This is a genomic window from Lentzea sp. NPDC005914, assembly GCF_040629405.1.
In the GTDB taxonomy this organism is placed as follows: Bacteria; Actinomycetota; Actinomycetes; order Mycobacteriales; family Pseudonocardiaceae; genus Lentzea.
On record NZ_JBEXVQ010000001.1, the window covers coordinates 254124 to 277332 of the forward strand.

The 23209-nt window shown below is 68.2% G+C and carries 12 protein-coding genes; 7 read left to right on the forward strand and 5 right to left on the reverse strand.

From position 1 onward, the window contains the following. Positions 1 to 341 precede the first annotated feature (341 nt). A complete protein-coding gene (locus ABZ345_RS01110) occupies positions 342 to 3962 on the reverse strand; it encodes a glycoside hydrolase family 2 TIM barrel-domain containing protein (RefSeq protein WP_359841628.1) in 3621 nt (1206 codons plus the stop codon). A gap of 208 nt (positions 3963 to 4170) precedes the next feature. On the opposite strand from ABZ345_RS01110, the gene ABZ345_RS01115 reads away from it, so the two are divergent. The 3 genes from ABZ345_RS01115 to ABZ345_RS01125 all read left to right on the forward strand — a co-directional run bounded on the left by ABZ345_RS01115 (position 4171) and on the right by ABZ345_RS01125 (position 11146). Beyond that, a complete protein-coding gene (locus tag ABZ345_RS01115) occupies positions 4171 to 5559 on the forward strand; it encodes a BNR repeat-containing protein (RefSeq protein ID WP_359841630.1) in 1389 nt (462 codons plus the stop codon). A 1-nt stretch (position 5560) separates the two neighbouring features. Next, positions 5561 to 8410 (forward strand): glycoside hydrolase, encoded by a 2850-nt coding sequence (locus ABZ345_RS01120; RefSeq protein ID WP_359841632.1) that lies wholly within the window; start codon positions 5561 to 5563, stop codon positions 8408 to 8410. Between the two features lie 66 nt (positions 8411 to 8476). Next, positions 8477 to 11146: a cellulose binding domain-containing protein gene (locus ABZ345_RS01125; protein WP_359841634.1), complete on the forward strand. Its 2670-nt coding sequence runs from the start codon at positions 8477 to 8479 to the stop codon at positions 11144 to 11146. Here the strand turns inward: ABZ345_RS01125 and ABZ345_RS01130 are convergent. Further along, complete coding sequence (locus tag ABZ345_RS01130) at positions 11118 to 12137, reverse strand: LacI family DNA-binding transcriptional regulator (RefSeq protein WP_359841636.1); 1020 nt, start codon at positions 12135 to 12137, stop codon at positions 11118 to 11120. The two genes, ABZ345_RS01125 and ABZ345_RS01130, sit on opposite strands and share 29 nt — an antisense overlap. Positions 12138 to 12330: 193 nt before the next feature. On the opposite strand from ABZ345_RS01130, the gene ABZ345_RS01135 reads away from it, so the two are divergent. Both ABZ345_RS01135 and ABZ345_RS01140 read left to right on the forward strand, forming a co-directional pair. Beyond that, positions 12331 to 14061 (forward strand): rhamnogalacturonan lyase, encoded by a 1731-nt coding sequence (locus ABZ345_RS01135; protein WP_359841638.1) that lies wholly within the window; start codon positions 12331 to 12333, stop codon positions 14059 to 14061. 207 nt (positions 14062 to 14268) lie between these two features. Continuing rightward, on the forward strand, positions 14269 to 15417 hold the full coding sequence (locus ABZ345_RS01140) for a right-handed parallel beta-helix repeat-containing protein (RefSeq protein WP_359841640.1): 1149 nt from the start codon (positions 14269 to 14271) through the stop codon (positions 15415 to 15417). Positions 15418 to 15492: 75 nt separating this feature from the next. Here the strand turns inward: ABZ345_RS01140 and ABZ345_RS01145 are convergent, their stop codons facing one another. Both ABZ345_RS01145 and ABZ345_RS01150 read right to left on the reverse strand, forming a co-directional pair. After that, on the reverse strand, positions 15493 to 16479 hold the full coding sequence (locus tag ABZ345_RS01145) for a GDSL-type esterase/lipase family protein (RefSeq protein WP_359841642.1): 987 nt from the start codon (positions 16477 to 16479) through the stop codon (positions 15493 to 15495). After that, entirely contained in the window at positions 16476 to 18725 is a 2250-nt protein-coding gene (locus tag ABZ345_RS01150; protein ID WP_359841644.1) for a rhamnogalacturonan lyase, read from the reverse strand. The genes ABZ345_RS01145 and ABZ345_RS01150 overlap by 4 nt, the downstream gene beginning before the upstream one ends. 319 nt (positions 18726 to 19044) lie before the next feature. Here ABZ345_RS01150 and ABZ345_RS01155 point away from each other — a divergent pair, with 319 nt between their 5' ends. Beyond that, positions 19045 to 20052, forward strand: coding sequence for a LacI family DNA-binding transcriptional regulator (locus ABZ345_RS01155; protein ID WP_359841646.1), 1008 nt, complete (start codon positions 19045 to 19047; stop codon positions 20050 to 20052). Between the two features lie 2 nt (positions 20053 to 20054). Here ABZ345_RS01155 and ABZ345_RS01160 read toward each other — a convergent pair whose 3' ends face one another. Next, complete coding sequence (locus ABZ345_RS01160; protein ID WP_359841648.1) at positions 20055 to 21485, reverse strand: FAD-dependent oxidoreductase; 1431 nt, start codon at positions 21483 to 21485, stop codon at positions 20055 to 20057. Positions 21486 to 21647: 162 nt separating this feature from the next. Between ABZ345_RS01160 and ABZ345_RS01165 the strand changes: the two genes are divergently transcribed. Next, a complete protein-coding gene (locus ABZ345_RS01165; protein WP_359841650.1) occupies positions 21648 to 23147 on the forward strand; it encodes a discoidin domain-containing protein in 1500 nt (499 codons plus the stop codon). The last annotated feature ends 62 nt before the right edge of the window (positions 23148 to 23209 follow it).

Below are 23209 nucleotides of genomic sequence, written 5' to 3' on the forward strand. Positions count from 1 at the left end.
TGCGGGTGCCCTTTCTGCAGTGCTGCGCGGTCACCCGTTCGTAACGAGACGCCCCCTCACATTGTTCACGTCGAATCCAAGTCGTTGTCGAATCGACGAAAACGTTGTGCGACAGCAACTTCCTGCTTCACAGTGTGAAAAACGAGAATCGCGATGGCTGTACTTTTCCTCTTGACCACGTTTGCGAACACCGCGTATGCGCAGACGTGGGAAGACGTGATCAGTACCGGCTCATGGCCCGGCCGCGGACACGGTGTACCGGGCTCGCAACGTCTACATCGGACGGACGAGGGCGTGAAAAAGAGGTGGCCCCGGCCGAGACCGGGGCCATCTCCTCCGGGTCAGGCGCCCGCCGGCTTGCCCGACCAGGCCTCCTGCGACGTCAGCGGCCGCATCGTGATCGTGTACTCGTAGGTGGAGTCGGGACGGACCTGGCTGCGCTGCCGCACCGGGTTCGGCGTGTCACCGACACCGGTCACCGCGTGGTCGGCGTGCAGCGTGAAGTAGCCCTTGTTGCGCTGCAGCATGAACGGGTACGCGGCTCGCTCGATGTCGTCGTACTGCGTCACGCTGACCTCGGGCACACCCGACACCAGCAGGCCGGACGTGCGGCCGTCGGTGAGCAGCGCCCACCGGGTGTCGGTGTGGTTGCCGTGGTCCTGCGGGCGGTGGTACTCGACGTACTGGTCGGCCACCGAGCTGGAGTGCACCCCGATCGGCGTGCCGTCCTTGCGGTCGACGTAGCTCTCCGCCTTCCGGCCGTACCAGGAGAACTCGGAGTAGCGGTCCGGCACGGACAGCTGGACACCGATGCGCGGCAGATAGGGCAGCGTCCGCACGGAACCCTGCGGCGTGACTTTATGACCGAGCTTCAGCACACCCGCCGAGTCCACCGAGTAGACCATCGTCTGGTCGAACCACGCCCCGCTCACGCCCGGCGCGGCCACCTTGCTGTCCACGATGATCCGCGTGGCCTTGAGGCCGTCCTTCTCGACGCGCACGCCGGTCACGGTCGTCTCCAGCCGGTCGAGGCCCGCCTTGCGCCAGTCCTCGCCCTCCGCGCGGCCCCACGTGTAGGTCTCGTTGCTGATCGGGGCCCGCCAGGCGTCGAGCTTCGGGCCGCTGGCGAGCAGTTCCCGGCCCCACGACCTGATCGACGTCAGCGCACCCGACTTCTTGTCGACCGTGTAGGTGGTGCCGGCGGCGGTCGCGGTGACCTTGGCGTCGTCGTCCTGGGTGAACACCACGCCCCAGTCGAGCGGTGCCTTGTCCAGGCCAGGAACCTTGCTGCCGCCCAGCGAGAACTGGTCGTGCGCGAGGACGTGCCCGGAGGACACCACCGCTTCGACGGTCAGGAACCGTTCGCGGTCGGAGCCGGTGACCGGCAGCGGGATCTGGGCGGTCGAGGCGCTGGCGACCCGCAACGGCTGCGAGCCGCTCTTGACCGTCCGGGAGCCCTCGGTGACCCGCCACCGCAACATGAGGTCGTCGGTGCCGGTGAACTGGCGTTCGTTGGTCACCGACAGCACGCCGCCGGAGTAGGCGTACCGGATGGGCTGGTGCACCCACGCCAGCTGCGTCGTCTCGGGCTGGGGCGTGCGGTCCGAGTCGATCAGACCGTCCACACCGGACAGAGTCGATCCGTACGCCAGATGCGTGCCCTTCTGCTGCACTCGGTCGAAGTCCAGAGCCAGTACGGCGCCACCGACCGGCGTCGCAGCGTTCAGCTCGGCAGCGGACAGCGCACGGTCGTAGATCCGCACGTCGTCGACGTCGCCGCTGGCGAGCCGGCCGACGGTCGACGGGTCGTTCCACGACATCTCGAAGTCGCGGCCGATGTTCACGTCCGCCGCCGAGTAGTCGATCGCGCCGGTGAACGGCAGCGTGCCGACCTCGGCGCCGTCGATGTACAACCGGACCGCGACACCGTCATAAGTGCCGCTGACCCGGTGCCACTTGCCGTAGAAGTCGGCCGGCACCTTGGCCTGCACCGCGCGCCACGTGCCGCTGTGGATGAAGAACTCGAGCGTCGTCTCGTTCTTCATCTTGAGCGTCCACTGGTGGTCGCCCTTGGCGATGATCGGGAACTGCCCGGTCCACTTACCCGGCTTGACCCACGCGTCCAGCGTGAGCGCGGTTCCGGTGATGTCGAGTTTGCGGTCGCGGTAGACCTCGACGAAGTCGTCCAGGCCCGACAACGACAACGCCTTGCCGCGATGCCCGTCGACGAGTTTCGGCGCACCGGACAGCAGCGCGGCGATGTTGTTGCCGGACGTGTCGGGCGTGAGCTGCGTCCTCGTCTTGATGTTCTGCTCGGCCCAGTCCCAGATGAAGCCGCCCTGGGTCTGCGGGTTGGCGCGGATGATGTCCCAGAACTCGCGGAAGTTGCCGAGACTGTTGCCCATCGCGTGCGCGTACTCGCCGAAGATCAACGGCTTGGTCGTGCTCTTCGCCTGGTCCGCGAACCTCTCCGGCGACGGGTAGCGCGGCCCCCACACGTCGGCGAACGGCGCGTCACCGTCGGGGTTGTTCGACTGGTGGTAGACCGGGCGCGACGGGTCGTTGGCCTTGACCCACTTCGCCATGTCGTAGTGGTGCGCGCCGAGACCGGCTTCGTTGCCGGTGTCCCACATGAAGACGCTCGGGTGGTTCTTGTCCCGTTCGACCATGGCGGTCATCCGGTCCATGAACGCGTCGCGCCACTCCGGCTGGTTCGCCTCGCACCACCGGGCGCAGTTCTCGTGGTCGTGGGTCTCGATGTCGACCTCGTCGTCGATCCAGATACCGTGCTTGTCGGCGAGGTCGTAGAAGTACGGGTCGCTCGGGTAGTGCGAGGTGCGGACGGCGTTGACGTTGAGGTCCTCCATCAGCTGGACGTCGCGTTCCTGCGCCTTCCGCGGCACGTGCCGGCCGTGCTCGGGGTCGGTCTCCGCGCGGTTGACACCCTTGAACAGCACGCGCTTCCCGTTGACCAGCAACATCCGGTCGCGAATCTCGATCTTGCGGAAGCCGGTGGTGTCGCTGACGACGTGCTTCGTGCCGTCGGGCGCGGTGAGCGTCAGCACGACGGTGTAGAGGTTCGGCGTCTCGTCGGTCCACTTGGCCGGGTTGCGCACCGGCAACGTCAGACGTGCCGTGCTGCCATCGGTTTCCGCACTCGTCGAACCGACCTCTTTGCCCTTCGCGTCACGCAGGCTGGCGGTGACGCGGTGTGTTCCGGTGGTACCGCCGGGTTTGCGGCCGAGCTCGACGTCCGCGGTGAGGGTCGCGTCGGTGTAGGTGGCGTCGAGATCGGTCTTGAGCGTGGCGTCCTGGATGAACGTCGCGGGCGTCGAGTACAGCGACACCGAGCGGAAGATGCCCGAGTACCGCCACTGGTCGTAGTCCTCGAGGTAGGAACCGGCACCCCAGCGGTGCACCTGCACGGCGATCTTGTTGCGGCCCGGCCGCAGCGCGGGGGAGATGTCGAACTCCGCCGGGGTGTAGCCGCCCTGGTCGTAGCCGATGTACTTGCCGTTGACCCACACGAAGTAGCCGGACGTCACGCCCTCGAAGCGCAGGAACGTCTCGCGCTTAGTCCAGTTGGCGGGCACGTCGAAGTCGCGCACGTACGCGCCGGTCGGGTTGATGTCGCGAGGCACGTGGGGCGGGTCGTCCGGCTGCACCTCGGTCGCGATGTTGCGGAAGATCGGGTGGTCCAGGCCGTCGGTCTGCCAGGTGTGCGGAACGGCGACGGTGCGCCAGCCGGACGTGTCGTAGTCGTCGGCGTAGAACCGGGCGGGCACCTCGGAAGGCTTGTCCGCCATCGCGATCCGCCACTTGCCGTCGAGCGACCGCGTGAAGTTCGCCTGCTGGTCGAGGAACGCGTGGTGCGGTTCCTGCCCTTCTTCGACCCTGCGCGGATCTTCGAGGTAGGTGTGCACGTCGGGAGGAGCATCGACGGCGGCGGCGACCGGTGTCATCGAACCCGCCGCAACCACCATGACTGTCGCAAGAACAATCGCGCGCCGCACGCTGAACCTCCATGTTCAGACAGAAGTGAACACAAGTGAACAGTTGGGGCTGAGACGCTACAAGGGGCCGCGAGGTCCGTGCCGTTCACACTCGGCCGCTGTTATCGAACGACTCGTCCCTTGCGTTCGATTTTGTTCGACTGCACGCTCACCGAACATGGCCAGGACGTTCGTACATCTGCTGACCGCGGCTGTCACCGCCGCAACGCTGTCCGCGCCGGGGACCGCGCACGCGGCGCCCGGCGTGAGCCTCATGAGCGACACGGTGCTCGACCCCTCGGCGTTGTACTTCGTCTCCTACGACGGGTTGGTGAACAACAACTCGTTCCAGCAGGACGCGATCGTGACGTACCAGGGACGCCAGTACGCCACGTGGTACACCGCGAGCCGCAACGCCGTCATCGCACGTCGGAGCGTCGGCAGCACCCGGTGGGAGACCGTGGTTCTACCGCACCAGCTCAGCGTCGACGACTCGCACAACGTGATCTCGCTGGGAATCTCCCCGCAGGACAACACGATCCACGTCGCGTTGGACACGCACAACACGCGGTTGTTCTACTTCCGGTCCAAGCCAGGCCTGGCGATCGGCGCGCAACGGTGGAACGCCGAGTCCTTCGGTGAGGTGCAGCGGACGCTCGGGAGCGTCGAGCTCGGTTCGATGACCTACCCGCAGTTCCTGGTGACGCCGGAGGGCAGGCTGCAGTTCAGCTACCGCACCGGCGGTTCCGGCAACGGGGTCAACGAGCTGGCCGAGTACTCCGGCGGCACGTGGCGCAAGCTCGGCGGCTGGACGTCCGCGACGGGTTCGTACACCGGTCCGAACGGCGTCGTGTCGACCACCCGCAACATGTACCTGCACGGGCTCACGTACGACCGATGCGGACGGTTGCACGCCGCTTTCACCTGGCGTGAAGGCAATGCCGGCGTGCTCTGCAACCCGGGCGGGCTCACCAACCACGACACCGGCTACGTCTACAGCGACGACCGCGGCCGGACGTGGCGCAACGGCGCGGGAACCTACGTGACGCCCGTGAGCGTCGGCTCGCCCGGTCTGGTGGCCGACCCGCTCGACCCGAACCACGGCCTGATGAACCAGGAGAGCCAGGCGGTGGACACGAGCGGCCGGCCGCACGTGGTGATCAGCTACGTGCCCGGCCGCTTCACCCAGTGCGTCTCGAACTACGCGCAGCAGCGCGCCCAGTACGGCCGCACGTTCCACGTCTACCGCGGCGCGGACGGGAAGTGGACGAAGATGGAGGTCCCGATCCCGCCGAACCACACGCAGCGGACCAAGATCGTGCTCGACCGCGACGACAACGCGTACCTGGTGATGCCGCGCGGCAAGATCGTGGCGGCGAGCAGGGCCAGCGGGTGGACCGACTGGACGACCGTGTTCGACCGCCCGTCGCTGCAGGCGTTCGGTGAGGTCAACGTCGACACGTCCCGTGTCGCCTCACAGGGGATTCTGTCGGTGCAGTACCAGCAGACCTCCACTGGCAGCACACCGTCGCCGATCCGCGTGGCCGACTTCCGGCTGGGGGCCTGACGTGGCGAGACTCCTGCTGGCACTGGTCCTCGTCGTCGCCGGGCTCACCGTCACGACAACCGCGAGCGCGGACCCGTTGCCGCAGAACGGGGTCACGGTCCGCGTCGACCCGTCTTACCAGCAGCCGGAGTTCGAGGGCTGGGGCACGAGCCTGGTGTGGATGGCCAACGTCACCGGCGGCTACCCGGACCCGATCCGCCGCAAGCTCGCCGACATGCTGTTCGGCGAGGACGGGCTGCGGCTGAACGTCGCGCGGTACAACATCGGCGGTGGCAACGCGCCGGACGTCCGCAAGGACTACATGAAGGTCGGCGCGACGATGGAGGGCTTCTGGAAAGCACCTCCCGGCACCACGCGCGCGGACGTGGACTGGTGGCAGGCCGACAATCCCGATCACTGGAACTTCGGCGCGGACGCCAACCAGCGCTGGTGGGTCGACCAGATCAAGCGCAAGGTCACCAGGTGGGAGGCCTTCAGCAACTCGCCGCCGTGGTTCCAGACGGTCAGCGGCTACGTGTCCGGCGGGTTCGACGCCAATACCGACCAGATCCGCCGGGACCGCGTCGACGACTTCGCCACGTACCTGGCCCGCGTCACGCAGGAGCTGGAACGGGCGCACGGCATCAGGTTCGACACCCTCGCGCCGTTGAACGAGCCCAACACGAACTACTGGGGCACGCAGATCGGCGCGGACGGCCAGCCGACCGGCGGACGCCAGGAGGGTGCGCACGCCGGACCCGAGTTGCAGCAGGAGGTGTTGCTCGCGACACGGCGTGCGCTCGACCAGCTGCGGTCGAAGACAAAAGTGTCCGCAATGGACGAAACCAACCCGGGAACGTTCGTGCGCAACTGGAACGGTTACGGACCGGCGCGGGACGTGATCGACCAGCTCAACGTCCACACGTACGGTACCGGTCAGCGCACGAGCGCGCGGGACATCGCCAAGGGTGCCGGTGAGAAGCTCTGGATGAGCGAGGTCGAGGGCACCTGGGGCAGCGGCACCACCGACTACACGGGCATGGAACCCGGTCTGGGCATGGCGACCAGGATGCTCGAGGACATCCGCGAGCTCGAACCGTCGGCCTGGGTGTTCTGGCAGCCGATCGAGGACTCGATCCCGCAGCAGGCCGCGGGCAAGAACTGGGGCAGCATCCACATCCCCTTCACCTGCAAGGCGACCGACACGCTCGAGTCCTGCCCGATCAAGACGAACTCCAAGTTCAACACCATCCGCAACTTCACCCACTTCGTCCGGCCGGGCGACAGGTTCGTGAAGACCGACGACCCGTCGAGCGTCGCCGCGGTGAAGCGCTTCGGCCAGGGCGCCAGCGTCGTGCACGTCAACAACGGCTCCGCGGCCCGCGCGGTCACCCTCGACCTCTCGCGGTTCCGCAGCGTGTCGGCGAACGCGCGGGTGACCCCGGTGGTGACGAGCGCGGACGGTGCTCTGGTGCGCGGCAAGCCGGTGAAGGTCTCCGGCGGGTCGGCGACGCTCGCGGTGCCGGCGAAGTCGGTCACGACGTTCGTCATCGACGGCGTGTCCGGGGCGTCTAGAGACGCCGCCCTGGTTCAGCCCAGCCACGTGTACCGGCTGGGCATGAGCGGGATGTCGCTGCAGCCGTCCGACGACTGGTCCCGCGCGGTCGCGCGCACGACCGACGTCACGAGCGGGCGGCAGCTGTGGTCGGTGCGCAAACTCGGGCACGGCAACGGGAACCGCGAGCGCTACGAGATCGTCAACGCGGTGTCCGGCACCCGGCTCGCCGCCGTCGGTGACGCGGTGGTGCTGCAGTCCGCCGAGGACCCCGCCGCGGAGTGGATCATTTCCACGACCGGCGACGGCGGCTGGACGTTCGTCAACGCGACCACCGGGGCGTTGATCGACGCGACCGGCGAGGTGGTGTCGGCGAAGACCCCGACGTCGGGTGCGAGCCAGCGGTGGACCGTGACCGACGAGACCGTGCTGCGGACGCAGGACGCCGCCGTGTTCACGGTTCCCAAGCTGCGTCCCGTGCTGCCGAGCACTGTGGCAGCGGTTTACCGCGACGGTGCGCGAGGCGCTCTGCCTGTGGTGTGGGAGGTGCCGTCAGACTCTAGGTGGAACCAGCCCGGCACGGTCCGGGTGCGCGGTACGGCGACGGATGCGTTGGGGCACAAGCTGGACGCGCTGGCCGTGGTCACCGTGGACACGATCACCTCGACGATCCCGGCTCGTGCCAGGACTTACGTCGGCGGGCGGCCGGATCTTCCCGCCACCGTCACGGGAATCGGCAAGCGCGGCGGGCAGGCCGAACTGCCGGTCACGTGGGACGCCGGAGTGTTCGACAAGGTCGGCACGGTGACGGTGACCGGACGTGCCCGGGTCGTCGACGGCAGCACGGTCGCGGCCACGGCGGTCGTCGAGGTCACCGAACCCGTCGAGATCAACGTGGCGCCGGAAGCAGCGGTCGCCGCGACCTACACCGAGTCCGGCTACTCCGCCGAACGCCTGCGCAACGGCGTCACCGACGAAAAGGCGTGGTCGAACTGGAAGTCCGGTACCAAGAACCCGTCCGACGCGATCACGTTCACGTTCTTGAAAGCACGTGATCTGACGAAGATCGCCGTGCATTCCTACCGCGACGGCGACGGAGGAATCGCCAAGAGCCTCAAGGTCCAGGTGCGCACGACCGACGGCACGTGGGTCGACGCGAGCGGCGAAGTCGACGTGACCGGCGCAAAGACCGACGTCACGCTGAGCCCGTCACCGCCGGCGACCGCGGTCCGCGTCGTGCTGACCGCCCGGCCGTCCGGATATCTCACTCTCGGCGAGATCGAGGTGTTCGCGAAGTCGAATCGAGTCGAAATCTGAGTACTGTTTGAATTTGTGTGCGCGCGAGAGCGACTATCGCTGAAATCGGCGAGAAGGGAATTCTCGATGCGGAGAGTTTTCGCAGGCGCACTGGCGGCGGTGACGACGGCCGCGCTCGTCGTGGTAGCTCAGACGACGAGCGCGGGTCACGCGGCGGCCGAGACCTACTCGTGGGGCAACGTCGAGATAGCGGGCGGCGGGTTCGTGCCTGGGATCGTGTTCAACCAGCGCGAGCCGAACCTGGTCTACGCGCGCACGGACATCGGCGGCGCGTACCGGTTGAACCCGCAGACGAACAGATGGATCCCGTTGCTCGACCACGTCGGTCTCGGCAACTGGGGGCTCAACGGCGTCGCGAGCCTCGCGACCGACGCCGTCGACCCGAACCGCGTGTACGTCGCCGCCGGCATGTACACCAACAGCTGGGACCCCAACAACGGCGCGATCCTGCGGTCCACCGACCGCGGCACCACGTGGCAGACCGCGCCGCTGCCGTTCAAGATCGGCGGCAACATGCCGGGCCGCGGCATGGGGGAGCGGCTCGCGATCGACCCGAACCGCGACAGCGTCCTGTACTTCGGCGCGCCGAGCGGCAACGGCCTGTGGCGCAGCACGGACTTCGGTGCCACCTGGAGCAAGGTCACGGCGTTCCCGAACCCCGGCAACTACGCGCAGGATCCCAACGACCCCAACGGGTATCTCAACGACAACCAGGGCGTGCTGTGGGTGACGTTCGACCCGCGCACAGGCAGCGAAACGACGGCCACCCAGACCATCTACGTGGGTGTCGCGGACAAGGAGAACAACGTCTACCGCAGCACCAACGGCGGCACGACGTGGGAACGCGTGGCCGGGCAACCGACGGGCTTCCTGCCGCACAAGGGAGTTCTGGACGGTGACACGCTCTACCTCGCCACGAGCGACACCGGTGGTCCGTACGACGGCGCCAAAGGGGACGTCTGGAAGCTGAACACCGCGTCCGGGGCGTGGACCCGGATCAGCCCGGTCCCGTCGACCAGCACCGACAACACGTTCGGCTACAGCGGCCTGACCGTCGACCGCAAGAAGCCCGGCACGCTCATGGTCGCCACGCAGATCGCCTGGTGGCCGGACGTGGTGTTCTTCCGCAGCACCGACTACGGCGCCACGTGGACACGCGTCTGGGACTGGACGAGCTACCCGAACCGCAGCTTCCGCTACAAGATGGACATCAGCGCGGCGCCCTGGCTCGACCTCGGCGCGAACCCCGCACCGCCCGAGGTCTCGCCGAAGCTCGGCTGGATGACCGAGTCGATGGAGATCGACCCGTTCAACTCCGATCGGATGATGTACGGCACGGGCGCCACGATCTACGGCACCACGGACCTCACCGCGTGGGACCGCGGCACCCAGTTCACCATCAAGCCGATGGCCGCGGGGCTCGAGGAGACCGCGGTGACGGACCTGATCAGCCCACCGTCCGGACCGCCGCTGATCAGCGCACTCGGTGACATCGGCGGCTTCCGGCACGACCGGCTGGACGCGGTCCCGGCCAGAACGTTCACCCAGCCGTACTTCACTTCCACGCGCAGCCTGGACTACGCCGAGCTGAACCCCGCGACGATCGTGCGGGTAGGCGACTTCGACAAGACCAGTAGGCCCAACGACAACCGCGTCGCGTTCTCCACCGACGGCGGCGCGAACTGGTTCCAGGGTCAGGAACCGGGCGGGGTCACCGGTGGCGGCACGGTGGCCGCCGCGGCGGACGGCAGCAGGTTCGTCTGGAGCCCGGCCGGAACAGGCGTGCACCAGGCCACCGGCTTCGGCAACTCGTGGACGGCGTCGACCGGCATCCCCGCGGGCGCTGTCGTGGAGTCGGACCGGGTCAACCCGATGAAGTTCTACGGGTTCTCCGCCGGGAAGTTCTACGTGAGCACCAACGGCGGCGCGAGCTTCACGGCGACGGCCGCGACGGGGTTGCCGGACTCGGCGCACTTCAAGGCCGTGCAGGGCAGGGAAGGTGACATCTGGCTCGCGGGTACGGGCGGGTTGTGGCGGTCCACGAACTCCGGTGCGAGCTTCGCGAAGGTCACCGGTGTCGCGAGCTCGCTCAACATCGGCTTCGGCAAGGCCGCCGCGGGACAGACGTACCCGGCATTGTACCTGATCGGCGAAGTCGGTGGCGTGAAAGGCGTTTTCCGGTCCGACGACTCGGGTGCGAGCTGGGTGCGGATCAACGACGACCGTCATCAGTACGGCAACATCGGGGACGCGATCACCGGGGACCCGCGGGTGTACGGCCGGGTCTACCTCGGCACCAACGGACGCGGCATCGTGCTCGGCGAGATGACCGGAACCCCGCCCACCACAACGACCACTACGACGACCACGACCACTACCACGACAACCACGACGACCACGTCGAACCCGCCGGGATCCGGGTGCTCGGTGAAGTACACCGTGCAGAACCAGTGGCAGGGCGGGTTCGGGGCGTCCGTCGACGTCACCAACACCGGATCGGCGACCGTCACCGGGTGGACGGTGAAGTGGTCGTTCGCCAACGGCCAGGTGATCAGCCAGCTGTGGAACGGCAAGCTCACCCAGACCGGCGCCGCGGTGACGGTCGCCGATCAGGGCTACAACAAGGAGATCAAGCCGAACGCCACCGTCGGCTTCGGGTTCAACGCCAGTTGGACCGGCACGAACGCGAAACCCTTGTCGTTCACGCTCAACGACCGGCCGTGCTCGGTGCTGTGACCGTGCTGCCTCGATCGGTGAGATGAGGGGCGAGCAGCCTGACTTCGGCCGGCTGCTCGCCCGCCAGCCCTCGCATCAGCATCTCCACCGCGATCGCGCCGACCTCGTCCGCCGGGATCGCGATCGACGTGAGCGGCACCGGCTGGGTGGTGGCGATGGCGTCCGGGCACAGCGCGATCACCGAGATGTCCTCCGGCACCCGCCTGCTCCGCCGCCTCAGCTCCAGCACGACGTCCGCGAGCACGGCCTCGTTGTGGACCACCAGACCGGTCACGGCGATCTCGGGGCGCAGCAAGCTGTCCATGCACGCGCTCAGGGCGCTGTAGGAGGGAGCGCACGGGTGCATGTGGACAGTGACGCCGTGCTCGCGCGCGCTCTTCGTGAACCCGGACAGGAACCGTGTCGCGTAGCCGGTCTTGCGGTCGTAGACGGCCGGTGCCGAACCGATGAGCCCGACCGAGCGGTGCCCGAGACCGGCCAGGTGCTCGACCGCGTGCGCGCCGCTCGTGGTGAAGTCCAGGTCGACGCAGCTGAACCCGGCGGGATCGGCGGGCACGCCGATCAGCACCATCGGCACCGCCAGTTCGCGCAGCACGGCCAGACGCGGGTCGCGTGCTTCGACGTCCATCACGATCACGGCGTCGGCCCGTGCGGACGCGATCACCCGATGGACCTCGTCGGAGCCGGACTCCTTGGTGAGCAACAGGACGTCGTGGTCGTGCTCGCGCGCCTTCGCGACGATCGACTCCACGAACTCCATGATTACCGGCAGGTTGAGGTCCGTCCGGAGTGGAACGACGAGCGCGAGAACGTTCGTGCGGCTGCTCGCCAGGGCCCTGGCTCCCGCGTTGGGGTGGAAGCCCAGCTCGTGGATGCTGCGGCGCACGCGCTGCGAGGTCGCCTTCGAGATCGGTCGCTTGCCGCTGAGCACGTAGGACACCGTGCTGGTGGACACGCCGGCGTGCCTGGCGACGTCCTTGATGGTGATCAACCGGCCTCCCCGTCGTCGTGCTCGCAACTTTAGCGCCGCGTCGAACAAAGGTCGAAGAATTGCGCGCGCCGCGTTCGATTTATTCGACGCTAATGTATCTCGTGGTGAAACCTTTCGATTTCCCGGGAGGAATAGCTCCATGAACAACTTCACGCGTGCGCCCGTGGCGATGAGGCGGACAACCATTTCGGTCGTGCTCGCGATTCTCCTCGCGGGCGGCGTTCCCGCGGTGGCGGAACCGGCGCCCACCGCGGACCGCGGGCTCGTCAGCATCCGGTCGGTGCACGGCGACGGCAACTTCGTGTCGTGGCGGCTGCTCGGCTCCGACGCCGCTGACGTGGCGTTCGACGTCTACCGCGACGGGGTGAAGGTCAACCGCGCGCCGGTGACGACGGCGACGAGCTATCTCGACACGGGTGCGCCCGCGACGTCGTCCTACTCGGTGCGTCAGGTGGGCGGAGGCGTGGAATCGGCGGCCACGCGGTCCGTCGGCACCCTGGCGACGAGCAAGGACGTCCCGATCCAGAGCCCCGGATCCGGCTACGTGGCGAACGACGCGTCGGTCGGCGACCTCGACGGCGACGGCGAGTACGAGTTCGTCCTGAAGTGGGATCCCGCGGATGCCAAGGACAACTCGCAGGCAGGCCGGACGGGCAACGTGTACCTGGACGCCTACAAGCTCAACGGCACCCGGTTGTGGCGCATCGACCTCGGCCGCAACATCCGTGCGGGCGCGCACTACACGCAGTTCCAGGTCTTCGACTACGACGGTGACGGCAGGGCCGAGATCGCCGTGAAGACCGCGGACGGCACGCGGTCGGGCACCGGGCAGGTGATCGGCAACGCGAACGCGGACCACCGCAACTCCGACGGCTACGTGCTGACCGGACCGGAATTCCTCTCGGTGTTCCGCGGCACGGACGGCGCGGTGCTCGACACCGAGAACTACGTGCCACCAAGGGGAACTGTCTCGTCGTGGGGTGACAGCTACGGCAACCGGGTCGACCGCTTCCTGGCGGGAACGGCCTATTTGGACGGTTCGCGGCCGAGCATCGTCACGGCACGCGGGTACTACACCCGCAGCGTGATCTCGGCGTGGGACTTCCGCGGTGGCCAGCTGACCCAGCGCTGGACGTTCGACTCGGCGGCCCAGTCGAACCGCTCGGCCTGGGAGGGCAAGGGAAACCACCAGCTGTCGGTGGCCGACGTGGACTCGGACGGCCGTGACGAGATCATCTACGGCTCGATGGCGATCGACGACAACGGCCGCGGCCTGTGGCAGAACGGCACCCATCACGGCGACGCGCTGCACGTCGGCGACTTCATCCCGTCCCGGCCGGGCCTCGAGGTGTTCAAACCGTCGGAGCACACGAACGAGGTCGCGGACTGGATGGGTGACGCCCGCACGGGCCAGATCCTGTGGAGCGCCCCGACGTGCGGCTGCGACAACGGCCGCGGGGTGGCCGCCGACATCTGGGCCGGCAACCCCGGCGCGGAGGCGTGGTCGGCCGCGGTGGGCGGGCTGCGGTCCGCCACCACGGGCGCCCAGGTCGCGGCGCGCAAGCCGGGTTCGATCAACTTCGTGATCTGGTGGGACGGCGACGCGCAGCGCGAGTTGCTCAACGGCACCACGATCGACAAGTACGGGCCCAACGGTGACACGCGGCTGCTCACCGGTTCGGGCGTGGCCTCCAACAACGGCACCAAGTCCACGCCGGCGTTGCAGGCGGACATCCTCGGCGACTGGCGCGAGGAGGTCGTCTGGCGCACCTCGGACAGCCGGGCGCTGCGCATCTACTCGACGACCGAACCGACCTCGATCCGGCGGGCCTCGTTGATGGCGGACCGGCAGTACCGGGAAGCCGTGGCGTGGCAGAACACCGCCTACAACCAGCCACCGCATCCGAGCTTCGCCACTCCCTGAGCTAGTCGGGGGACAACTGAACGCCGAATCCGCGGACGGGCCCGTCCGCGGATTCGGCCTGCGCGCGTTTAGCGTCGATTTATATTCGTGAATTGCACGCTTTTCACCGTTGTGAATCTTTTCGGGCTTCGTTGCATTTCTTGAAGTGGGTGCGTTAGTTTGCGTGGGAGCGCTCCCGGAATCCTTTCGCACTCAGGGAGAAAAATGATGAAATCCATAGTTGTGGCATTGGCTGTCGTCCTGGCGTCGCCGTTACCCGCGTCCGCCGCCGACACCGCGCTGTACGTGTCGCCCGCTGGCCGTGACGGCGCGACCGGCACGATCTCGGACCCGACCACGCTGACCTCGGCGATCACCCGAATCGCGGCGGGCGGCACCATCTTCGTGCGCGGCGGCACTTACAGCCTCGCCAAGACCGTCACCATCGCCGCGGGCAACAACGGCACGGCGAGTGCCCGCAAGAAGCTGACCGCCTACCAGGGCGAGAAGCCGGTGCTGAACTTCTCGGCTCAGACCGAAGATCCGGCGAACCGCGGTCTGGCCGTGAACGGCTCGTACTGGCACGTTTACGGCCTCATCGTGGAACGAGCAGGTGACAACGGAATCTTCGTCGGTGGCAGCAACAACATCCTCGAGCGCACGATCACCCGGTACAACCGCGACACCGGCCTGCAGCTCTCGCGGATCGCGTCCAGCACGCCGAAAAACCAGTGGCCGGCCAACAACCTCGTGCTCAGCGCCGAGTCCCACGACAACCGCGACTCCGACGGCGAGGACGCCGACGGTTTCGCCGCGAAGCTGACCGTCGGCTCCGGCAACGTGTTCCGGTACGCCGTGTCGCACAACAACATCGACGACGGATGGGACCTCTACACCAAGTCCGACACCGGCGCGATCGGCCCGGTGACCATCGAGGACTCGCTGTCGTACAAGAACGGCACGCTGAGCAACGGCGGCCAGGCGGGCAACGGCGACCGCAACGGCTTCAAGCTCGGCGGCGAGGACATCGCCGTGCCACACGTCGTTCGGCGCACCATCGCGTTCGACAACGGCAAGCACGGCTTCACCTACAACCGCAACCCCGGCGCGATGACCGTGTCCAACAACCTCAGCATCGACAACGACGAGCGCAACTTCTCGTTCGACGCGGGCAGCACGACGTTCCGCGGCAACACGTCCTGTCGCAGCAGCAAGGGTTCCAACGACAAGACCGTCGGCAACGCGGACAGCTCCAACCAGTTCTGGCTGGGCACCAACGGCTCAAGGTGCTCGGGCTACACCGGCGCTCTCGGCTGGTCGTTCGCCTCGGACGGCAAGCTGCTCGTGACGCTCGGCGGCAAGCCGGTCAACCTCTGAACGCAGTCACTCGAAGTGAAGGGAGCTTTCCCGACTCAGGTCGGGAAAGCTCCCCTCAGCAACGTGGGCGGCTGCTCATATCTTCGCGGCGACGATCGGGGCCAGGCGGTCGGCGATCTTGCGGTGCCCCTGGTCGTTGGGGTGCACGTTGTCCGCGGTGTCGGTGGCCTCGTCGATCCAGCCCGTGGTGTCGACGAAGTACGCGTTGCCGTCGTTGACCTCCTTGACCGCCGCCTGCGTCTCCGGCAGGAACCGCTTGCGGAACGTGCCCAGCGCGAAGATCGCCGCGGTCGGGTACTTCTGCCGGGCGCGTTGCAGGAGCGTCACGTAGGAAGCGCGGAACTGGTCCTTGGTGACGCTGTGCCCGACGTCGTTGGTGCCGAGGTTGATCACGACGGCGTTCGCCTTGTACCGGTTGAAGTTCCACGCGGGTGCGTCAAGTGCGAGGCCGGTGCGCAGGAAGCCTTCCCGCATGCTCAGGCAGCCGTCGGCGGCGGGGTGCAGGCAGGCGCCGCCGACCGCGATCTGGGTGTGGCCGGCCTTGAGCTTCTCGCCGGTGAGCCAGCCGTAGGCCGTGAGCGCCTGCTTCGACGACAGTTGGCCCACGGTGATCGAGTCGCCGACGAACTCGATGATCTTCGACGGCACGGTCGGGGCGAACGTCCTCGCACCGCTGTCGAGCTCGATGCCCTGGTACACCGCGTCGCCCTTGTACGAGCCCGCGATCGGGCGGTAGGAGACGCGCAGGGTGTGGCTGCCCGCGGCCAGTGGCGCCGGGGTGAGGTTCACCGTGCCGGACTTGTTCACGTAGGACACGTCCGGACCGCCGTCGATGCTGACGTAGAAGTCGATCGCGCGGCGCTGCTTGAGCTTCACCGTCCGGCCGGTGAAGCCGACGACGAGGTAGGCGCCGGCCCACTCGGACACGTAGGCGCTCGACGTGCTCGTGTTCCAACGGCCGAAGTACCTGACGTTCGGGTCGTTGGGCGAGCTCGCGGCGGACGCGGCCGGGGTGATGACGACGCTGCTGACGAGAACCGTTGCTGCGACCAGGAGTTTCACGATGACACCTTTCGGCGCGAGGGCAGGGGAACGCGCGACCAGTCGACGTCCGACGCGAGGTAGAAGCTCGGGTACGACGGCTGGTTGTAGGTGGTCTGCTGGCGGGCGACCTCGACGCGGTACTGGCGGTCGTGCATGAGCGTGTACATCTTGTGGTTCGTCGGTTCGGTGCTGAGGTAGAAGCGCAACGCCGTGCTGTCCTGGGTGCGCAGGACCAGTTCCTCCCGCCAGTCGCCGAAGACGTCGGCCGCGAGCGAGGGAGTTCCCTTGGTGCCGTTGTTGGCGCGGGTGCCCGACGCCGTCAGCAGGGTTCCGCGCCGCCAGTCGTCGACGGTGGGTGTGACGTCCTGAGCGCCGTTCACGATCTGGGTGGTCAGGTCGCCCGCCCAGCGGATGCTCATGTTCGTGCCGGGAGAACGGTCTTCGAGCCGGCGGCCGTCCGCGCTCCAGAGACCACCGGAGTCCGAGCCGTTCGGCATGGACGACCACGTTTCGATGCCGGGCACGTCCGGGCGGACGTCGCCGATCATGCCGCGGCCGGTGTCCATGCCGGAGTACGCGCCGTAGATCGTCTGACCGGTCCGGGCATCGCGCAGCGCGTAGCCGTACGGGGCGGAGCGGGCGCCCTCGTGGACCATGTAGATCTCGAGGCCGGGGCGGGCCGGGTCGATGTCGGTGACGTGCAGGGCGTCGCCGTGCCCGACCCGGACGAAGGCTCCCGGCTCGGCGCTGCCCGGTGGCAGCACGCCGAACGAGCTGTACTTCAGCGAGCCGTCGTCGTCCAGCGTCGCGCCGCCGTAGACGATCTCCTGGCGGCCGTCGCCGTCCACGTCGGCGACGCTGAGCGAGTGCGCGCCCTGCGTGGTGAGCCTGGCGTGGCTCGGGTTCGTGCCGTCGCGGCCGTGCGGGGCGTCGCGGAACGGGTTCGTCATCGGCACCCAGCCGCTGTCGGCGAGCCAGCGCTTCTTCAGGTGCCTGCCGTCCCAGTCGTAGGTCGCGACGGTCGACCGGGTGTAGTAACCGCGGGCGAAGATCGCGGACGGGTGCGTGCCGTCGAGGTAGGCGACTCCGGACAGGAACCGGTCGACGCGGTTGCCCGGTTCGATGCGCGGCATGGCGTAGTCGCCCCACAGGAGACCGTCATCGGTGCGGCCCGGCTCGTAGCGGACGGTCTGCAGCTCGCGGCCCGTGGCGCCGTCGAACACCGTAAGGTACTCAGGCCCGTCGACGATGAAGCCCGCGAACTGGCGCAGCTTGTTGTTGGCACTGCGAGAAGGCGCGTACACGTCGATGAAGTGGTCGACGAGCGCGGAGGCGTCCTCAGTGGACAGAGGGTAGGAGTAGCGCGGCTCGATGCCGAACGCCTGTTCCAGCGTCGCGGGCCAGTGACCGGCGACGACCTCGGGGTGCCGGTCCCAGCCGCGAAAGGTTTCGACGAGGTGCCGGCGATAGCCCTCAGGGCTGAGCCGGTAGTCGTCGGAGTGCGAGTAGCCGGCACGGACGTCCTCGCGCGGCATCGTGACGTACCGCCCGCGGCCGTCACGCGTGCCCGGCGCGGTCTTCGTCATCAGCTCCGCGCGACCGTCGCCGTCGAAGTCGTAGACCAGGAACTGGGTGTAGTGCGCGCCGGCCCGGATGTTCACGCCCAGGTCGATCCGGTGCAGCAGCGTGCCGTCGAAGCGGTACGTGTCGAGGTACACCGGCCCGGTGTAGCCGACCTGTGAGACGTCCTTGGAGTTGCTGGGATCCCACTTGACGACGTACTCGTACTGCCCGTCGCCGTCCACGTCGCCGACGCTCACATCGTTGGCGGAGTAGGTGTAGGGCTCGCCCGCCGGTGTCACGCCGTCCGCGGGCTTGCGCAGCGGCAGGTCGTGATGCGACCCCGTCCACGCGGTCACGGCCTTGCTGCGCCCCAGGGCGACACCGCGGCGCAGGGGAGCGACCTGATAGCGCGCACCCGGCGTCGCCTCCGCATCAACGTAAGTGGTGCTGTCCGTGACAGTCGCTATCCGCTCTCCGTTGCGGTAGACGGCGAAATCAGGCCCGGCGATCCCCGTGGCGGTGGCACCGGTCGCTTCCTGCCCGAGCAGGCGCCAGCTCAGGTGCACGCCGTCGCTGACAGTGGCCGCGACGAGCCCGCGGTCGAGGTGCTCACCGGGTGAGGAACGCGCGAACGCGGGCAGCTGCCCGGCGAGGACGAGGGTGACCACCACTAGGAGCAGAACGCTTCGTCGCAGGTCCACGGCGGCTACGATGAACCGTTCCAGCACGCCGCGCAAGGGTTCAAATGTGTTGCGGCACAATGTGGAAAGCGTTTTCCGAGTCGAATTGTCGAATGAGACGCGCCGTTCGACAGAAAATGTGTCGAACAAGTCGAAACGGGCTCACCGCGTCTTGACGGCCGGTGTGGGCCGTGCCACGTTCACGAAGTCCGATCGAAGCGATTCGATTCACCCTGGGTGACCAAGAAGGCCGAGCACGACATCGTCGCCGTGCTCAGACCGGCCGACCTGGTACCCGGTCGATCGCGGCTGTGAACGACCAACACACGGAGGTGCCGACGTGGTCACCATCTCGGATGTGGCGAGGCATGCCGGCGTCGCGCCGAGCACCGTCTCCTACGTGCTGACGGGCAAGCGGTCGATCTCGACCGAGACCCGCACCAAGGTCAGGGAGAGCATCCGGCAGCTGGGCTACCACCCGCACGCCGGCGCTCGGGCGCTCGTGACGAGCAGGGCGAACGTGGTGGCGCTGGTGCTGCCGCTGCGTCGCGGCGTGCAGCTGCCGGTGGTGATGCGGTTCGTGACGGCGGCGGTCACGACGGCCCGCCGGCACGGCATGGACGTGCTGCTGGTGACGGCGGACCAGGGCGCTCAGGGCCTGCGCAGGGTGGCGGGCAGCGCCCAGGTCGACGGCTTCCTGATGATGGACGTCGAGATGGACGACGACCGCGTGCCACTGCTGCGGCAGATGGCCCAGCCGTCCGTCCTCATCGGACGCCCGGCGGCGGTCAAGGGACTGACCTGTGTGGACCTCGACTTCGAGGCCGCCGGGGCGCGGTGCGTCGACCACCTGGCCGATCTCGGGCACCGCTACATCGGGTTCCTCGGCGCTCCCAGCGTCGTGTACCAGCGCAACACCGGCTACGCGCAACGCACGATGGCCGGGTTCGGCGCGGCGGCCATGCGGCGGGGCATCGCGTCGACGGCGCTGCCCGCCGAGGACGACTACGAGTCGGTGCTGACGTCCGTGCGCTCGTTGCTGCGCACACAACCGGCCATGACCGCGCTCGTCGTGCACAACGAGGCGGCGCTCGGCTGGGTCACGGGCAGCCTGCGGGCGTTGGGGCGCAAGGTTCCCGACGACGTGGCCGTCGTGGCGATCTGCCCGGACGAGCTCGCCGAGCAGATGCAGCTGACCTCGGTGCAGCTGCCGGCGGAGGAGCTGGGACGGCAGGCGATGGAGCTGCTCGTCGCGAGGCTCAACGGTCTTCCGACGGCACCTCTGACCCTGCTGCCACCGAAACTCTCGGGCCGCGCGAGCACGGCACCACGCCTGCGCCGGGCCTGACCCTATTTCGGCACGGCCTGGGCGAACCCGAACGCCCGGTCGGGGTCGTACTTCGCGGCCACCTCGCGCAGCCGCGGGAGGTTGGCGCCGTAGTACGCCTGCGCCCAGTTCGGCAGCTGCGGGTCGATGTAGTTGACGTACCCGGCGTCCCCGACCAGCGCGCCGAGCCCGTCCCGGATCTGCCCCAGCGCACGAGTCGCCTGCTCGGCGGCCTCTGGCGGCGTCTTCAGGTAGATCTGGGCACAGGCGAGTGCGGTGCGGTGGGGGAACGCGGTGGCGTCCGGCGCGACGTCCGACACCGCCCCGCCCAACCCGTCGAAGATCACGTAGGTCTCGTCGGACTGCCCGGCCAGCAGGCCGACCGCCTTGGCCGGGTCGCTGATCGGCTCGCGCACGATCCGCGACGACGCCACGAACGACTCGCGGTCGATCGGACCACCCGCGAAGTACTTCGTGGCCTCGGCGTAGCTCTGCGGCAGGATGTACCGCGAGGCAGGTGCCGGCAGTCCGCCCAGCAACGCGGCGAGGTCGCCGACAGAACCGATGAAACAGCCGCCGACCTTGCAACTCGCCTGCGCGCCACCACGAACGACGACGTTGGACCACATCTCGTTCGGTGCCCGCGCGATCCACCCCTGCCACGCGCCGAGCACGTCGGCCGAGGCACCCGCGGGGTACTGGAGCGAGAAGACCGTGACCTCGGGCGCGGGCACCGTGGCGAACACGAACTCGGTGACGATCCCGAAGTTGCCGCCTCCACCACCGCGCAACGCCCAGAACAGGTCGGGTTCCTGCTCGGCGGACGTCGTGACCACCCGGCCGTCCGCCGTCACCACGGTCGCCTTGACCAGGTGATCACAGGTCAGGCCGTGTTTGCGGGACAGCACGCCGATACCGCCGCCGAGCGTCAGCCCAGCAACCCCGACGGACGGACACGTGCCGGTGGGCAGGCAACGGCCAGAGGCCACCAAAGTCCGTGCCAGGTCACCGAGTGCGGCGCCCGCGCCGATGCGGACCTGGTCACCGGCCAGCACCTCCACGTCGGCCAGGCGGCGCAGGTCGATCTGCAGCCCGCCCTCCGGCGACGAGTACCCGGCGTAGCTGTGGCCACCGCTGCGCGCGGCGAGGGGCACGCGCCGCCGAGCGATCTCCACGCACGCCTGGACGTCGGCCGCCGACGTGCAGCGAGCGACGGCGGCGGGCTTGCTGCCGTCCCGCACGGGGTTGAAGCCCTGGTAGGTGAACCCGTTCTCACCGGCGAGCACCAGCTGGCCGGACATCCGCGCGCGCAGGGCGGCCCAGTCCGGCGGTCCACTCGGAACGGACGAACTGGGCGATGGCGTGACAACCGGACTTCCCGGGGTGGAACAGGCGGCGAGTGCCGCGCCGGTGCCCGCCAGTCCCGCAAGCCTGAGAAACCCGCGTCGATCCATAGGACCATGCTGGCACGTGTCGACCATGTGCCGTTCACAACCCGCCGAATGCGCGTCAGACAGGTTGCCGGCTGTCCACTGTGGAGTATCAGCCAGGGCTGATGCCTTCTTCAGACGAACGGGTCTGGCACGGACCGGGAAACCGTCGGCAGCATCATCCGCATGACGGTTCAGACGAAAGCTCTCCGAGTGATCATGTCGCTGGGAGCGCTCACCCTGTCCATGATCCCCTCGGCGGCCGACACCAACCTGGCGCTGAACAGACCGGCGACGGGCTCCAGCGCGTGCGCGAGCTCCGAAGGCCCGGAGAAGGCGGTCAACGGCAGCGTCACCGGTGGCAACAGCGACAAGTGGTGCTCGACGGCGAGCACCAGGTACCTGCAGGTCGACCTCGGCGTGCCCGCGTCGATCACCGGCTTCACCGTCAAGCACGCGGGCGCCGGCGGTGAGTCGCCCGCCTACAACACCAAGGTGTTCGCCATCCAGCTCTCCACCGACGGCAGCACCTGGACCACGGCGGCGTCCACCACGGACAACACCGCGAGCACGACGACGCATCCGATCGCCGCGGCCACTGCCCGGTACGCCAAACTCGTTGTCACCACACCGACCCAGACCACTGACGCGGCCGCGCGGATCTACGAGTTCGAGGTGTACGGCACCAGCAGCGGCACCCCTGGCGGCGGGACCATCGGGGTGTTCGACCACATCCCGCAGTTCGGCATCTACACGAGCAACGACCCGGCCGGCTACACCCCGCCCGCCGGCGTGCTGATGTGGAACCGCGGCACCGAGTTCGCCAGAAAGCTGACCGACGCGGAGAAAGCGCTGATCGGCGACGACCTGCGGGTGCGGGTGAGCTATCACGCGCAGTGCGACAACTACGACCGCATCGGCACGGTGTTCTACGTCTCCGTGCCGAAGGGGACCACTCCGACCGCGACCACGCCGAGGGTGACCCTGCAGGACTTCATCACCCCGTTCAGCAACTACTGGCGCGGCGCCAAGGCGAACTACACCTTCCGGGACGCCGACCTCGGCCCGTACGCCGGTGCGCTCGCGGACCCGGCCAGGGACGTCTACCTCGGCATCGGCGGCGGCTCCAACCCGTACGGCGGTGACCCGTGCGACTCGCATCCCGAGGTGACGCCCGAGTTCAAGGCGATCGGCTTCAAGTACTCGATGTCGCTGATCTCCACCGTCGCGCTGACCGCGCGCGACCACGACGTCGCCGGGATGATCTCCGGTGTGCGCGAGACCACGAACTCGGTCACCGCGGGCCCGGTCAGGCACACCGCGACGAGCAACCGCGGCGACATCGCGCTGGTGATCGCCGGCTACGGCTCGGCGGCGGGCGGTGAGGAGTACTCCAGCACCACGGTGACCGTGTCGGTCAACGGCACCAGGGTCGGCTCGTTCTCCACCGCGGTCGACTGCGCGAGCCTCGAGCAGTACAGCCCGGACGGCAACCCGGGCATCTTCCGCAACAACACCACGAACAATCCGCGCAGCTGGTGTGCCGGCGGGCTGATCCCGAGCCGCTACTTCCCGACCGGGGACATCACGGGCAAGGACGTCGCGGTCACCATCGGCATCGGTCGTCCGGTGCCCTACGTCGGCGACTCCGGCTACCGCACCAGCGTGTCCCTGCTGGAGCACTGATCCCCGCTGTCGACGGATTGTCGACGAACTGTCGACGGGCCTCGCCATCGTGTTCCGCACAG